This window comes from Polynucleobacter sp. AM-25C3, assembly GCF_018882335.1.
Lineage (GTDB): Bacteria > Pseudomonadota > Gammaproteobacteria > Burkholderiales > Burkholderiaceae > Polynucleobacter.
This window is the reverse complement of sequence record NZ_JACVOS010000014.1, coordinates 48,965-63,586: the sequence shown is the minus strand read 5'-3', so window position 1 is coordinate 63,586 and position 14,622 is coordinate 48,965. Positions and strand designations below refer to the sequence as shown.

Below are 14,622 nucleotides of genomic sequence, written 5' to 3'. Positions count from 1 at the left end.
ATTGGATGTGGACATACAATCATGAAAGACCGAACATGGGCTTAGGTGGAATTACACCAAAGCAAAAACTAGCACTTGCAGTACCAGCTTCTACTTTTAGCTTAAGTTAAAAATGGGGGGATTACCGAATAAGTGAAGGTCTCAAGCTGTCTTGTGACTTGCCAAGTGCCAACTTGAAGGCCATTCATAAAAATGGGTAGTCCCCTTGATTTTGAGCCAGTTGTCATGACTACCAAATCTCCTTAGAACCAGGTTCTAAAGTAGCTTTTACTTGTTTTGTACCTTTAATAATCTGCTCCATTGATACATGGACATCCAGAATCCGTAAGACCAAAAATAATCTCTCAAAAGTAGCTAGCTGCGGATTACCCTCAAAACGTGCATAAGCTTGCTGGCTAATTCCAAGTTTTTCTGCCATATCGGCCTGAGTCACCCCCTTTTGCTTTCGAAAGGCCTTAATAAACATGGGCAAGCGCTCTGGGGTTTGAATTGGATAAGTTGATACCATTTTCAGCATCACTATTAATACAACTTTTAAGTTGTAATATGAAATAACAATATATATGTTGTAAATAGCAATGAAAGCTTACCGACTCCGACCCCTTTAGTCGTTTAGACCTCAACGATCAATGAAGGGTTGAACCGTGGATTTTCTGCATGGCTAGAGCGAACATAGCCGCGAGGATTGCACACCACTCTAGTGCCGTTCATTTCATAATCACAAGAGTCATGAGTATGCCCATGAATCCAAAGCGACATCTTCCCAAATAAATGCGATAGCTCTGATGAGAAGCATGCAGATAATAAATCGAATTTGTAGCGATCCGCAACAGAATGTATCGAAGGCAGATGATGAGTCACAACTACTGTAGCGCCATCAAAAGAATGATTTAACTCTGCATTCAGCCAAGCTAGTGACTGCTCATGCAATTGAATTGATTTTAGCGGTGAAAAACCGACCACCCCATCACCAATTCTTCGGAAATCATTCAAATACATTTCGCCATACATCATGCATTTATCTTTTAATTCCTCACCAAACAATAAAAAATCAGTCCACAAGGTGGCGCCCAAAAAACGGATAGGCTTTTTATCATCCGCGCTTTGCATTTGAATCATTCGATCATCTAAGAAATGAATTTCATGAAGAGCACATTGCTCCTGTAATTTTAAAATCAGTTCAAGCCGTTGAGATCCATAAAACTCATGATTGCCAGCAACATAAATAATTTCCTGGTCTGGGAAAGTCTCACGCGCCCAAGCAATGCCTTTAGATCGGACATCTATATCGCCAGCGAGAACAACCACATCCGCATCGGTTGATTCAGGTTTAAAGATATCAAACTCAAGATGAAGATCGCTTAGTACGTGAATTTTCATAAATTTTTTGGTTGGTTTTTTATCAAAATCAAGAGGATGATTTTCCCCTCTTAGAGGATTGAGTGTATTCAATTAATTAACCATGCCGTCCTACAGGAAATACAAGATGCAGTTGACGACCAAGTCACTCGAATCTAAATTGAGCAATTGCAAACTCTTTTTGGAAAGCAGGAATGAATCAAGAGCAGTGTTATCTATCGTTGGATCTTGAGCTGAATAATGCACCAGATAATTCAACGGTAAATCCCAAGATTATTCAGGTCGGTATTGCGATTGGAAGTTATTTAAATTACAAAAATAACAGCATTGCTAAGTACAAGTGGTATTTAGATCCACAAGAGCCCATCTTCGAATTCATTACCAATTTGACCGGCATCTCCAATGAAGACATCATCAGAAATGCCGTGTCCCATGAGCGGCTCGCCAAAGAGATCGGCGAGTTGATCCAGGCTCATCAGTGCTTCATTAACCCAATTACCTGGGGTGGTGGTGACTCAACTGAATTGAAGCTTGAGTTTACAAATCAAGGCACCCATTTTCCGTATTTTGGACGCAGATGGATTGATGTAAAAACTTGGTATACCTTGCATATGTTGACCAATGGTAAAAAGCCCAGTGGTGGCCTATCCTCAGCTTTGGGTAACTTTAGACTTCACTTTGAGGGCCAGCCCCACAGAGCAGATGATGACGCCCTGAATACATTGCGCCTCTTTTTAGAAGTGATGCAAAGACAGCATCGGCTGTACCAACTAGTCAAGGATGTTAATGTAATTAAAATTTGAACAACGCCGCTTCATGCACTTCGTTACTCTGTAAATTAGATAAAACCTGGCCCTACCAAGTAAGAAAAAGTGGGTTTTTATACGAGGCACTATTTACCTTAACACTCTTAAATTAAAAAACTTTAAATCATCACTGCGACGATTAACAAAGTAAATTTTTATAAAAAATTTCATATGTAATGGAATCCACACACTCGCCATACCCCCTGAAAAAATGCTTTGGCAACTTTCATTAAAACCTTTTAGCTATGAAATTGCACCAGCTTATTTATCCCTGCTAAAGGAAGGGTCTTGTCGCATTTGTTTGATTGGAAATATAAATTTATTAGATTCAGAACGGCGTCCAAAAAATTGGCCGTCAAATTTTTATCAACCATTTATGGAGATTCTAATGAACAATAACCAAAACCAAGTGCCACCAATTACCTTAATGAGAATTCCGCAAATATTGAAAGTGATGCCAGTTTCTAAATCAAAGTTTTGGCTGATGGTACAAAAAGGCGAGTTTCCAAAGCCAATCAAGATAGGTCGCTCCTCTTTCTGGACCATCGAGCAAGTTCAATCTTTTATTAAAGAAAGGGCAGATCAGGCCAACTAAACCCATAAAAAAAAACTTGAGCCCCGCAACCTGGGGCTCAAGTGATATTCGCATCGTGAACTAGCATTTAATTTTTATGTGCAGACCCGCTCATAAAAAGGCTTGTTTAATCTGATTCAAGACATCCGCTAAATTTGATCCCTTTGGATGATTTAACCCGCTTAGGTCAACAGATTCATCCTTGGCTTGATCTAAAAATTGTTCCATATCTTGCTTTATTGATTGTGGCAATTCATATTTAAAATCAGATGGAAGAATGGATACCAGTCTCAACACATCCCGCAAATGTTTTTTGATGTCATCTGAATCAATCTTTTCACCAACACGCTTGCGCCCACTCAGATCAAGCCAGGCCTTTACTTTCAGCGGAATCAGAATGGGGGCGTCTACCCAGATAACACCATCTCTTCTGTCTCTTTGTATCAAGCCGTAATAGTCATCGTCTAGCAAAATCGCGGAAAGACTTGAAACATCTTCCGCAAGGGGAATCGCCCGGATATCGCTGATATCCCCTTCCCGAAGAAAGTCTGGCTTTCTTGAAAAGAGTTCAAGCATGAAGGGGTATCCAGCGGTCTCAGGTTTTTTAAAGCGGTAAAACTGCCTCGTGGAGTCGCTCTTTTGTTGAATCTCGTACTGACCTGCTTTCACGAATTCCCAAAATCTCTCAATGAACTCAGGCGTCAGAGCATCGACAATCACAACAATATCCAAGCCTTTAGTAGTGCGGGTAAATTGTTGCCCAGCATTCTCCATAGCCAACTGCGTAGCACTACCACCTATCAGCACATACTGATCCTCAAACCCTTTAAATGCTTCCTCAAAGATCTTCAGTCCAATTTGCGTTGCCATTAATTTATTCCTCTCAATAATTCTTTTAGCGCCACTTGAACTCGATCATCATCCATAGCCTCAAGACTTAAAAACAAAGAGTATGGATCTACGATGCCGTTATTTATATCCTTCTCTTTGGTATTTAGAGTTTTAATTCTTTGTGGTGTATAACGCCAAACTTCTAACTCCAAACTGCCATCGATCGCCTCAGGCACTACTTGATCAGCATCCAACTCACGCTCTAATTTGCGCCAGTCCAATTCTCCAATTGCTCGCACAATATTTGGTGGCTCTCCAAGCATGGTTTGCTCAGCTAGGGCGCTCAATCCCGCAAGAGGCAAGCCCTCAATATGTAGATTTGGATTTCGAATCCACAGACGTTTACGTACCGGGCTTTGTAAATAAGGCTTAATAGCCTTCCAAAGTTCATCCTCCTCAATGGTCAGCCGCCAGAGTTGCCCCCTTCTATGGGCATCAAGGTCTAACCAACCATGCTCCATCAGCTCGCTTTTAATACGAGTCATAGTCATCAGGCTATAGCCCAAGCACATGGCAATCTCTTTTGGATTTAATGCATCGGGCAAATTACCAAGCAGTGTATTAATCAAAAATACTTGGGTTGCCACATGTAGCTTTTCTTTGACATCGACCCTTGTTGCCAATGCCCGCTCTTGAAACTCAACCCCCAATGGGGGTAAGTAGGCCTGTTTAAACGGAATGATAAAAGGCATGCGCCTTGCAACCATCTCCTTGCGAGCATAAGCCTGGAGAGTATCCCCAACCCAAATGACCGGCACCCCAGCCTCATTCTGAATAAGTGCCCTTTGTTTAAGTAGCGCTGGTAATGCTTGAGCCCCGTCCTTATTGGACATTAAAAGAACCTCGATCCCAGCCAGCCTAGCTTTGCTCATATCGTATGTTTGGGCAATATAGCGCGGTAATTGCACCCCTTTCTCCCAAGCGCCCTCCTGCAGCAAATCCTCTCCTAGGGTTTGCTGCAAGTAGATGCCTGCTTGGTTAAATAGCTCATGTGCATTCGTCATGCATCCATTTTAACACTGTTTTTAACTATTAACATACAGTATGTTAATAGTAAATAAAGTATGTTAAATATATGATTTTATTAAATTATTTATTATCCATTGAGGGAAGAGTGCTAATAATCCTTCCTGCTACCAATTATTTAACCTTTGCGATATGCGCTGATTTATTAACAACAATAGATTAAGTAGGCATTTTTATTGCCAATATTGAGCAATTAACTGGGAAATAGGCCATTTTATTGACACATAGGGAGACCCCAAAAACAAAGAGCCCCATGGTTAGGGGCTCTGCTGTCGTATATGGCGGAAGAGGTGAGATTCGAACTCACGGAGGACTTTCATCCTCGCCAGTTTTCAAGACTGGTGCATTCAACCGCTCTGCCACTCTTCCTTTGCGATATGAGTCCTAGATTATAAGGAATTCAGAAATCTCCCACGCAAAAACCAAATAAGCCCTGTTTTAGTCATGATCTGAATTCGCTCAAATAAACCATCACGCCTAGCCAGTAGGGTCGCCACCCTGATAAACTAGTCAGATATCTAGTCAGGAGAATGAATAATGAATAAGCACTGGGCGGTACAAGATGCAAAAGCCAAATTTAGCGAACTCCTTAATGCCTGCCTCGAGAATGGGCCTCAAGTTGTCACTAAGCGTGGTCATGAAGCGGCAGTATTAATCACAATCAAGGAGTGGAACGCATTGAAAAATTTAGCCAAACCATCTCTAAAATCACTATTGCTATCAGATGAGGCCAAGGGTGAATTACTGCTTCCGAAGCGCGGTCAAGGCGTATCTCGCAAACCTATAAAACTGTGAGCCATCGCATGTACCTACTGGATACCAACATCATTTCAGAATTACGAAAACCAAAACCTCATGGGGCAGTACTAGAGTGGTATAAAAATATTTCAGATGAAGATCTGCATATTTCTGCAGTTTCCATAGGTGAAATTCAAGCAGGAATAGAGCTTACAAGGGGGCAAGATAAAAAGAAGGCTGAAGCTATAGAACTATGGTTGCAGCAAATTTCAACTGCCCATAATGTTTTACCGATGATGGGATCTACCTTTAGATTATGGGCAAAACTCATGCATAGCCAAAGTGATACCGTTAGGGAGGACGCGATGATTGCTGCAACCGCAATTGAAAGCCATCTGATAGTGGTCAGCAGAAACATTAAGGACTTCAAGCGCTTTAAGGTTGAATTATTAAATCCATTTGAAGATCGCTAACCAAATACTTATTTACACCCCTTAACAAGCCCCTCTAAATGCCGTGCAATTGCCAAGCAAGAGGTTAAGCCCGGGGACTCAAAGCCATACAGGTTAAATAAGCCGTTGAGCTGATGCTGCAGGGGTCCATCAAAGTAAAAGTCTCCTGCCGGAGCATTTGGGGGGACAATTTTGGCTCTGACACCAGAGTAATCTGCTTGTAAGGCGCCATCCTTAAGGCCAGGCCAGTACTGCCTTACTGCAGCATAAAAGCCCTCACCCCGCTGAGGATCTACTGTGTAGCTAATCTGGTTTTCTTCCTCAATATCAAGCCATTCCACATCTGGGCCGAACTTCGCCTGCCCGCCCATATCCAATGTCAGATGAACACCTAGCCCGCCTGGTTCAGGGATGGGATAGATCAAATGACTAAATGGTGACTTGCCAGATAAAGAGAAGTAGTTACCTTTGGCGAAGTAGGCTTTGGGTATTTGCCCCTTTGGAAGACCTTCAATCTTTTGGGCTAGTGCTGGGGCGCTGAGTCCTGCGCAATTAATCAGCAACTTGGTCTGAATGGTCATGCCATCAGCGCCACCAATGGTGAGCTCAAAGCCACCTTCGGCAGTGTTACCAATCGGCTTCGCACTCAGTAACGGAGACTGGTAAGCCACCATGCCACCCGCATCCTCAAAGCCTCCGAGCAATGACAGCATAAGACCGTGGCTATCCACTACCCCCGTAGAGCTAGAGAGCACTGCTGCCTCACACTGTAGTTGTGGCTCCAGAGCTTTAGCCTGCACCCCTGAAATCATTTTGATATCGGGCACTTGATTGTTTTGAGCTTTATACAAAATAGCCTGAAGATCATCTAGCTGATTAGCATTGGCAGCCACAATGAGCTTGCCATATGCTTGCGTGCTCACTTGATGGCTACGGCAGTATTCATATAAGAGGCGATTACCTTCAACGCAAAGCTTTGCCTTGAGGGAGTCCTTAGGGTAATAAATCCCCGCATGAATGACCTCGCTATTTCGTGCACTGCTGATTGTTCCAAAGGAATCCTCCCGCTCAAGCAAGATGGTTTCTCGACCTTGTAAGGCCATTTCGCGTGCAACTGCTAAGCCAACGACTCCTGCACCAACCACTACGCAATCAACCTGCTCCATTTAGCTATTCCTGACCTGATTTCAGATATGTCTCAATTTTGTAATGACTTTTGCTTAAGCTAAAGCCTTTATATTGCTCAAATCGTAACATTTTCAGCATTTTGGAGTGGTCTCAGCATGGTTATTGATAAAATCTAGAAATGTCTTTACCTGTTAATACATCCCCCCAAAATAAGCATTCCGCTATAGATATCGTCCTCGATACTGCCTATCAAGGCATCAATGAGGGCACCTGGAAAGAACTCTTTACTACTGCTCGCCAAAGTGGCTTAGAGCAATTTATTCAAGATATGTTTGCAGGCAAGCATATCAACAATAGTGAGGATCGCCCTGCTCTGCATTCAGCATTACGCAACCTCACTAAGACTCCTGTATTGATCAATGGCGTGGATGTGATGCCAGCGGTGGCAGGGGTGTGGCATCGGATTGAAGCGCTTTGTGACAAATGGGTTGGCGTCACCGATGTCATTCATATTGGCATTGGTGGCTCTGACTTTGGACCACGTCTAGCGATTGAAGCATTGGCTCACGTCTCCGGCATTAAAAGCCGTGGCATGCGGATGCACTTCTTGGCCAATATTGATACCGCTGAGTTAGCTCTTATTTTGGCGCGTGCTCAAGCGCACAGCACCAAGGTGATCATTGCTTCTAAGTCTTTCACTACCCTTGAAACCACGATGAATGCCAAGGCTATTGTTGCTTGGCTCAAAGAGAGCGGCTGTACTAAGAGTCAAATTTCTGATTCCTTATATGCAGTCAGCGCCAACATTCCCGCTGCAAAAGAATTTGGTGTAGCTGAAGACAATATTTTCCCCTTCTGGGATTGGGTCGGCGGTCGTTACTCCGTCTGGTCAGCAGTAGGGCTCCCGATTGCTTTGCAATACGGCTTTGAAACATTCAAACAGTTCTTAGCTGGTGCCGAAGCCATGGATTTGCATTTTAAGAATGCACCTCTCGAAGATAATCTACCTGTCATCATGGCGCTCTCTTTGCTGTATCAGCAAGACAAACATGACATCAAGGCTTATGCCGCTATTCCATATGCGGATGCTTTAGATTGGTTTCCGAAGTGGTTGCAACAGCTCGATATGGAAAGTAACGGCAAAAGCGTGGATCGCAACGGTAAGCCAGTGAAGCATTCTTCACCGGTAGTTTTCGGTAGTGCGGGCAGTAATGCTCAGCACTCTTACTTCCAACTCCTTCACCAAGGTACAGAAATCATTCCGATTGATTTCATTGCCGTACGCGAACCGATGAGTGATCGACCTGAGGCTGTAGCGCATCACCGCATTCTGCTATCCAATTGCTTGGCACAAGCGCAGGCTCTGGCTAACGGTAAAGACGATAGCAATCCAAACAATGTCTATCCAGGTAAGCGACCGAGCAATCTCTTATTACTACCCAAGCTCAATGCGTTTTATCTTGGTGCCCTGCTCGCTTTATATGAGAACCGTACCGCTTCATTAGGCGCCTTGTGGAACATTAATAGCTTTGATCAACCTGGTGTCGAATACGGCAAAGTACTAGCCAAACCAATTGAGAAGGCTCTCGCAAGTCATCAGAATGATATTGCCTCTAGTACAGATATTGATGCTGTTACCGCTACTCGTATTAATCTATTAAATTCATAGCGTACCAATCCGCCTAAGTCTGATCAAATTGACATTGCCAGACAAATTGTTTAAACTTGTATAAACATTCATCTAGGGGGGGGTACCTATGGCTCCAGCATTAAAGGTAGAGCAAACCATTCAAGAATGGGGAAATGGTCTTGGTGTTCGAATCACCTCACCAGTGGCTAAGGCTGCCCATTTTTCTCAAGGTGTCCCTATTTCAGTTGAGGTTGTTAAGGATGGTGTTTTACTCAGGGTGGTTGGCAAGCCTAAACTGAGTCTCTCTCAAAAACTAAAAGCTTTTGATCCAGAGATACATGGCGGCGAAGCGATGACATCAACACCTATTGGGAAAGAAATTATTTAATGGAGGAAAAATTGAAGGCTTGGGTTCCTGAGCGTAGGGATATGATTTGGATTAACTTTAACCCTCAATTAGGGAAAGAAATGAAAGATGAGCACCCTATGCTCGTTATATCACCCAAAGCATTTAATGAAAAAACTGGCCTTGTTATCGGACTCCCTATGACGCACGCAAAGTCCAATGAAACCAATCCATTTGCAATCAAATTTTCTGTTGGTCGCAGTGAGCCCGTCTTTATCTTGACACATCAGCCAAAATCTTTTGACTGGCGCCTGCGCTCCGCAAGACCCCATCCATGGAAGAGTCTGCCGCCCGCTCTCTTTCAGGAGGCTTGTGAGGGCCTAAACTCAATCATCGAAATTGCTCATTAATACCACCAGGAATCAAAGTGAAACTATCCCCTTCAATTTTTAAAGCGTATGACATCCGCGGCATTATTGATGAGACTCTAGATCCCTCTATTGCCAAACTGATTGGCCAAGCCTTTGGCACTGAAATGCGTGAGCTTGGTGAGACCGATATCGTTATCGGTCGAGATGGTCGCCTATCTGGGCCTAGCTTGATTGAAGCTCTAACAGAAGGCCTACTCTCTACCGGCATCAATGTGATTGACTTGGGTATGGTCGCTACACCCATGGTGTACTTTGCCGCAAACCACACCATTGATGGCAAGACTCCGAAGTCTGGGATCATGATTACTGGTAGCCATAATCCTCCTAACTACAACGGCTTCAAAATGGTCTTGGGTACAGCAGCGATTTATGGTGAGCAGATTCAGGATTTGCGTAAACGGATTGAAGCCAAGAAGTTTGCTGCCGGTCAAGGTACTCGAAGTACTTTTGATATTTTCCCGATGTACCTCAACTACATTTTGGGCGACATTAAGATTGCTCGCCGCATGAAGATTGCCGTGGATTGCGGCAATGGTGTTGGTGGTGCATTTGCAGGAAAACTATTCAGAGCTTTGGGCTGCGAAGTCCAAGAGCTATTCTGCGAAGTCGATGGGCATTTTCCGAACCACCATCCAGACCCTGCTCATATCGAGAACCTACAAGACCTCATCAGGAACCTCCAGACTACCGATAATGAATTGGGCCTCGCCTTTGATGGTGACGCCGATCGCTTAGGTGTAGTCACTAAAGATGGTCAGGTCATCTTCCCAGATCGTCAGATGATGCTGTTTGCTAAAGATGTTCTTTCCCGCAATCCTGGTGGTCAGATTATTTACGATGTGAAGTGCACTCGTAACTTAGCGACCTATGTCAAAGAGCATGGTGGTGAACCCATTATGTGGAAAACTGGGCACTCTTTAGTCAAAGCCAAGTTAAAAGAAACTGGTGCTCCACTGGCTGGTGAGATGAGTGGCCATATTTTCTTTAAGGATCGTTGGTTTGGATTTGATGATGGCCTTTATACCGGCGCACGTTTACTAGAGATCCTCAGTAAAGAACAGAATCCGAGCGATACCCTCAACAATCTACCGAATGCGATCTGCACCCCAGAGTTGCAATTGGCTTGCGCTGAAGGCGAGCCATTCGCTCTCCTGGAAACTATTAAGGCCAACGCGAAGTTCCCAACCTCCGAGTCTATCAATACGATTGATGGCGTGCGCGTGGAATACGCTGATGGCTTTGGCCTTGCAAGACCCTCTAATACAACGCCAGTAGTTGTCATGCGCTTTGAGGCGGATAGTGAAGAGGCTATCAAGCGTATTCAGGCGGAGTTTAAGGCTGTGTTGTTGGCCGCTAAGCCTGGTGCAGAGTTGCCTTTTTAGGGTTTCTATAGCAATACCCACATAATTTATGCGCATATTGACTGCGTATAAATTATGCCTATAATTGGGGCATGCTCACTTATGATCCATTCCCCACTAAAGACAAATCCTTAAAAAAGGCGACTAACCTCACCTTAAATACCGAGGTATTGGCTGAAGCAAAAAAACTGGGGATCAATATCTCAAAAGCCTGCGATGCATTCTTGGAGTCTCTTGTTAGACAAGAAAAAGAGCGCCTTTGGAAGTTAGATAATGCAAAATTTATTAATGAATACAATCGAATCACTGAAGAAGAAGGTTTACCACTAGATAAGTGGAGAACTTTCTGATGGCCAGATTTAGCATTTATCAAAATGCCGATGACTCCACCAAAACCACTCCATATATTCTTGATGTACAAACAGATCTACTGAGTGGCTTGAATACGCGCATAGTAATACCGCTTCGCAAAAGTGGCCAGTATCAAAATTTAAGCTCAGCACAGGATTTAATGCCGAGCTTTGCAATTCAAGGTAAAAACTTTATCTTAGATACCCCAAGAATGGCGGCAGTCCCAGCCAAGCATCTTAAAAAAGAAGTTGCTAACCTGCGAGATCAACAGCATATTGTTATAGCCGCCATTGATAGACTGTTTCACGGATTCTAGAGCCTATCAATGAACCGAAGGTTTAGCACCCTCTTTTAAATTGTCAGCACCACGAGTAGCGGCCTGAGCCACTGAGGGCACTGGACCCCAAACAGCATGTTCACGCAGTTGATTGAGCAAGGCGCACAAAGCCTGCAAAGTTGGGCCCGCCATCTTGACATTGATATTGGCACCGCCCGGCAACACCAGATCTAGCGAGTAAAGTTAGCACTTTGAAAATTGCCTCTAGGGCGAATGTAAGCAGATATATAGGGCTTATATTGAGAAATCCACCCCATTAACAACTTACTCTATATAGGGGGTAAATAGAAGAGGCGAGATGAGTCTGGGTTGCCATCTTAGGCAAGACTATCTATTAAGTTATCCTGGACTCAAGGCAAGCCCACCACCCTACTTAACCAGCGCATCCTTAACCCTGTATTTAGCCGAATGATCACCATGGCCAAATCAGGTCTGGGCGGGCATCATCCGTTTCAAGATATAGAGGGCCTTATATTGATTGATAGCCGATAGTTAAGTTAACTATAGATCGCACCCTGTTCTATCAGGGGCTGCTCATGATCTCCCTTAGCCAATGCCTCTTAACCCGTGAATCAGCTTGACTGATTAATGATGCCTTTAGGGAAACTGGGGGTTAAGGTGATGGTCTTTAGATCATGATCCCCTATTAAGGTCTCCACACAATTAAGGGCTATCCAGCAACATCGTATTTGGATTCAATCTACCAATTTTGTTTGCAGAGGGTTGGATGATTTAAGGCCCCTCAAAGGCACCCTATTTTTCTTGGCAGGATGATTGGGCGACTTCATTTAGGGGTGCCAATATTGGGAATTGGGCCTCAAAAGTAGCTCTAGAAATAGCGCGAAAAATTAACCCAAATAGAAGATCGGGTCTAAGCGATGGACATCCAAGGGGTTAAGCCTTTAAAATAGATAACTACCCAAAAATAGCATTTAGTATTTTTGCTAATCATTAAAGCCTATGCAGATTATTTGGATCTCTGGATCTACTTCACAAATTAAGAGAGTTAACATTACCGGCCGAGGCTTAGCTAAAGTCATCGCGGTTTTTTGCTTTGCCTTTCTTCTGCTGGGTGCCGGAATTCACTTCCTAGGATTTAGGGTTGCTGTTCAGTTCAAACCAGATCTTGCTCGTGAAATGGGTGGCGTTATTACCATTAGCGAAAAAGATGAAATTGAATCCACTTACCGAACGCGACTTGAGGCACTTCAAAATCGCCTAATGCAAGTTACCGATCAAATTAATAAGTTACAAGCCATCAAAGATCGCTTCACTGATTTAGTGACCCCTACTCCAGTCAAATATAAATTGAATGAGGATGCCGGCAAAGGTGGCCCCTACCTGCCGATGAATTTTAAGACCCATTCTAAAAATGGATTACTAGGTGATTTGGAATCCACTTTAGACGGTAGCCAATCTCTAATAGTGATGCTCGACAAGATGGAGAAAAAATGGGATCGCCAGTATCAATGGCTTAACCAACTCCCCACTGCCCCGCCGATCTCTAATCGCATTGGACTTTCCAGCAACTATGGTCCCCGAGTAGATCCGATCACCAGGCAAATTGCCCAGCATCCCGGCATCGACTTTTCAGCCCCTCCTGGAACACCTATCTTGGCTACTGGCAATGGCACAGTATTTAAAGTGGAAACCGACCATGCCTATGGGAACTTTGTAGAAATTAAGCATGGCGATGGCTTTGTGACGAAATATGCCCATACTCGCAAGATCCATGTTCAACAAGGGCAAGTCGTATCTCGCGGGCAAGTCATTGCAGAGGTCGGCAATACAGGTAGATCTACTGGGCCACATCTGCACTATGAGGTCAGCGTCAACGGTCACCCCATCAACCCAATGCAGGCCCTTGCCACCCATATCCCTCAGCTAGCTGAGAAATAAGAAATTATTTGGTTTTAATGCTGGAGGGATTTTGCAGCACCAGCATGCTGGGGTCATATGCTCCAACAGGGCTTTCACCAGACTTGGAAATCATCAAACCGCTGATGCTTGCTCCCTCCTCAATCCCGAGCTGACCATAGGTCACATCACCAGTCACTTTTGCGCCTGCATGTAATTCCACGCGCTCAGTAGCGTAGATATGACCATCAACCTGGCCAGCAATTAACACACGAAATGCATGAATGTCGCCCTGCACTCGACCTGTTTTACCGAGGGCAACACTGATACCGCCATTTTGCTGAGCCTCAATATCCCCAATAACCTCACCATCAATGCGCAAACCTGTATCCGCTACAACCCGACCATGAATGGTGGTTGAGGGACCAATAATCGTATCGAATGATTCAATGGTGGGATGCAGCAGAGGGGCCGCATTCTTTTTCTTAAAAAACATGTCTTTTAAGAATGGGATTAATTCTGATTGAACTTACCGGCAACTCTGCCGCCACGTTGAATATGAATATTTTGATAAGTAATGCTGCCATCCGTGAATGTGCGTGGACCAACATTGAGGTCCTGACAAGTGACATCGCCAATGACTTTGCCCTTGACCATCAGATGATCAGCGTTGAGCTCGCCATCTACTTGACCTTCAACATCGATCAAGACAGACTTGGCGGTAATTTTGCCCTTAACAACGCCAGCAATATTGAGAGTGCCTTCGGAGGTAATGGTTCCAACGAACTCAAAGCCCTCGCTAATAATGGAGGGCTTTGTAGGCATTGCTCGCGTTGTCTGAGTTACAAGCTCAGCATCGATAGCTTCGCTCTCATTAACTTCTTCAGGCATAGAGGCCTCTTCAATTTGAGCTTCTTCAACTGAATCTACTGGCGGTTTTTTAGAAAACATAAATAGCTTTGAGGTTAACTACGAGTTGAGCCGACGATATGCAAATCGCCATGAATATGACCACCCTTTTCAATCTCAATTTCTGAGTAATGAATAGCGCCACTGACCTTACCAGTAGAACGAATAATGAGGGATTGGGTGGCAGACAGATACTCAACAACCTCACCACGAATATCAATCATCTCGCCAGTCACTTTGCCGCGGATTGTGCCTGTAGACTCAACGATGACTTGTTTTGCGGAGAGTTCGCCTTCGATTGTTCCGGATACAGAGGCAATGTCAGGAACTTCAAAGTTTCCCTTTAGAACCACACCCTCACCTACGAATAGGCAACCTTGTTGATTACTTTCGGCCACGGAAGAACTCCACATTTAAATAGTTATG

At 44.1% G+C, this 14,622-nt stretch carries 20 protein-coding genes and 1 tRNA gene; 11 read left to right on the top strand and 10 right to left on the bottom strand.

Annotated elements, in window-relative coordinates; genetic code table 11:
- Nucleotides 1–229: 229 nt before the first annotated feature.
- Nucleotides 230–466 carry a helix-turn-helix domain-containing protein gene (locus ICN12_RS09580; protein ID WP_216272278.1) on the bottom strand — a complete coding sequence of 79 codons (237 nt, stop codon included), beginning with the start codon at nt 464–466 and terminating at the stop codon, nt 230–232.
- Nucleotides 467–612: 146 nt separating this feature from the next.
- Nucleotides 613–1,452 (bottom strand): metallophosphoesterase, encoded by an 840-nt coding sequence (locus ICN12_RS09575; protein WP_216272277.1) that lies wholly within the window; start codon nt 1,450–1,452, stop codon nt 613–615.
- Nucleotides 1,453–1,553: 101 nt separating this feature from the next.
- On the opposite strand from ICN12_RS09575, the gene ICN12_RS09570 reads away from it, so the two are divergent.
- The gene (locus tag ICN12_RS09570; RefSeq protein ID WP_216272276.1) at nt 1,554–2,162 is read left to right on the top strand and encodes a 3'-5' exonuclease; all 609 of its coding nucleotides are present in this window, start codon (nt 1,554–1,556) and stop codon (nt 2,160–2,162) included.
- Between the two features lie 214 nt (nt 2,163–2,376).
- Entirely contained in the window at nt 2,377–2,760 is a 384-nt protein-coding gene (locus ICN12_RS09565) for a helix-turn-helix transcriptional regulator (protein WP_216272275.1), read from the top strand.
- A 90-nt stretch (nt 2,761–2,850) separates the two neighbouring features.
- Here ICN12_RS09565 and ICN12_RS09560 read toward each other — a convergent pair whose 3' ends face one another.
- From ICN12_RS09560 to ICN12_RS09550, 3 genes are all read right to left on the bottom strand, one after another.
- Entirely contained in the window at nt 2,851–3,609 is a 759-nt protein-coding gene (locus tag ICN12_RS09560) for a hypothetical protein (protein WP_255537788.1), read from the bottom strand.
- Nucleotides 3,609–4,634 (bottom strand): helix-turn-helix domain-containing protein, encoded by a 1,026-nt coding sequence (locus ICN12_RS09555; protein WP_216272274.1) that lies wholly within the window; start codon nt 4,632–4,634, stop codon nt 3,609–3,611. Before ICN12_RS09555 ends, ICN12_RS09560 begins: the two co-directional genes overlap by 1 nt.
- A gap of 301 nt (nt 4,635–4,935) precedes the next feature.
- Nucleotides 4,936–5,025, bottom strand: a tRNA-Ser gene (locus ICN12_RS09550).
- A gap of 168 nt (nt 5,026–5,193) precedes the next feature.
- On the opposite strand from ICN12_RS09550, the gene ICN12_RS09545 reads away from it, so the two are divergent.
- Together ICN12_RS09545 and ICN12_RS09540 are read left to right on the top strand one after the other, a co-directional pair.
- Entirely contained in the window at nt 5,194–5,451 is a 258-nt protein-coding gene (locus ICN12_RS09545) for a type II toxin-antitoxin system Phd/YefM family antitoxin (RefSeq protein WP_216272273.1), read from the top strand.
- 8 nt (nt 5,452–5,459) lie between these two features.
- The gene (locus ICN12_RS09540; protein WP_216272272.1) at nt 5,460–5,867 is read left to right on the top strand and encodes a type II toxin-antitoxin system VapC family toxin; all 408 of its coding nucleotides are present in this window, start codon (nt 5,460–5,462) and stop codon (nt 5,865–5,867) included.
- Nucleotides 5,868–5,875: 8 nt separating this feature from the next.
- Here ICN12_RS09540 and ICN12_RS09535 read toward each other — a convergent pair whose 3' ends face one another.
- Entirely contained in the window at nt 5,876–7,012 is a 1,137-nt protein-coding gene (locus tag ICN12_RS09535; protein WP_216272271.1) for an NAD(P)/FAD-dependent oxidoreductase, read from the bottom strand.
- Between the two features lie 140 nt (nt 7,013–7,152).
- Between ICN12_RS09535 and pgi the strand changes: the two genes are divergently transcribed.
- The 6 genes from pgi (at nt 7,153) to ICN12_RS09505 (ending at nt 11,409) form a co-directional block, all read left to right on the top strand.
- The gene (gene pgi / locus ICN12_RS09530) at nt 7,153–8,643 is read left to right on the top strand and encodes a glucose-6-phosphate isomerase (RefSeq protein WP_216272270.1); all 1,491 of its coding nucleotides are present in this window, start codon (nt 7,153–7,155) and stop codon (nt 8,641–8,643) included.
- An 88-nt stretch (nt 8,644–8,731) separates the two neighbouring features.
- Nucleotides 8,732–8,992, top strand: coding sequence for an AbrB/MazE/SpoVT family DNA-binding domain-containing protein (locus tag ICN12_RS09525; RefSeq protein WP_216272269.1), 261 nt, complete (start codon nt 8,732–8,734; stop codon nt 8,990–8,992).
- Nucleotides 8,992–9,360, top strand: coding sequence for a type II toxin-antitoxin system PemK/MazF family toxin (locus ICN12_RS09520; protein ID WP_216272268.1), 369 nt, complete (start codon nt 8,992–8,994; stop codon nt 9,358–9,360). Before ICN12_RS09525 ends, ICN12_RS09520 begins: the two co-directional genes overlap by 1 nt.
- A gap of 17 nt (nt 9,361–9,377) precedes the next feature.
- Nucleotides 9,378–10,763: a phosphomannomutase/phosphoglucomutase gene (locus ICN12_RS09515; protein ID WP_216272267.1), complete on the top strand. Its 1,386-nt coding sequence runs from the start codon at nt 9,378–9,380 to the stop codon at nt 10,761–10,763.
- A 71-nt stretch (nt 10,764–10,834) separates the two neighbouring features.
- Nucleotides 10,835–11,092, top strand: a complete 258-nt coding sequence (locus ICN12_RS09510; RefSeq protein ID WP_216272266.1) for a type II toxin-antitoxin system CcdA family antitoxin — start codon at nt 10,835–10,837, stop codon at nt 11,090–11,092.
- Nucleotides 11,092–11,409, top strand: a complete 318-nt coding sequence (locus ICN12_RS09505; protein WP_216272265.1) for a CcdB family protein — start codon at nt 11,092–11,094, stop codon at nt 11,407–11,409. The genes ICN12_RS09510 and ICN12_RS09505 overlap by 1 nt, the downstream gene beginning before the upstream one ends.
- Nucleotides 11,410–11,415: 6 nt before the next feature.
- Here ICN12_RS09505 and ICN12_RS09500 read toward each other — a convergent pair whose 3' ends face one another.
- On the bottom strand, nt 11,416–11,595 hold the full coding sequence (locus tag ICN12_RS09500) for a hypothetical protein (RefSeq protein WP_216272264.1): 180 nt from the start codon (nt 11,593–11,595) through the stop codon (nt 11,416–11,418).
- Between the two features lie 795 nt (nt 11,596–12,390).
- Here ICN12_RS09500 and ICN12_RS09495 point away from each other — a divergent pair.
- Nucleotides 12,391–13,329: a M23 family metallopeptidase gene (locus tag ICN12_RS09495; RefSeq protein WP_216272263.1), complete on the top strand. Its 939-nt coding sequence runs from the start codon at nt 12,391–12,393 to the stop codon at nt 13,327–13,329.
- Nucleotides 13,330–13,333: 4 nt separating this feature from the next.
- Here the strand turns inward: ICN12_RS09495 and ICN12_RS09490 are convergent, their stop codons facing one another.
- Genes ICN12_RS09490 through ICN12_RS09480 form a run of 3 tightly spaced genes read right to left on the bottom strand, consistent with a single transcriptional unit; the run spans nt 13,334 to nt 14,609 of the window.
- Nucleotides 13,334–13,783 (bottom strand): bactofilin family protein, encoded by a 450-nt coding sequence (locus ICN12_RS09490; protein WP_216272262.1) that lies wholly within the window; start codon nt 13,781–13,783, stop codon nt 13,334–13,336.
- Nucleotides 13,784–13,800: 17 nt separating this feature from the next.
- The gene (locus ICN12_RS09485; RefSeq protein ID WP_216272261.1) at nt 13,801–14,238 is read right to left on the bottom strand and encodes a bactofilin family protein; all 438 of its coding nucleotides are present in this window, start codon (nt 14,236–14,238) and stop codon (nt 13,801–13,803) included.
- Between the two features lie 14 nt (nt 14,239–14,252).
- Complete coding sequence (locus ICN12_RS09480) at nt 14,253–14,609, bottom strand: bactofilin family protein (RefSeq protein WP_216272260.1); 357 nt, start codon at nt 14,607–14,609, stop codon at nt 14,253–14,255.
- Between the last annotated feature and the right edge of the window lie 13 nt (nt 14,610–14,622).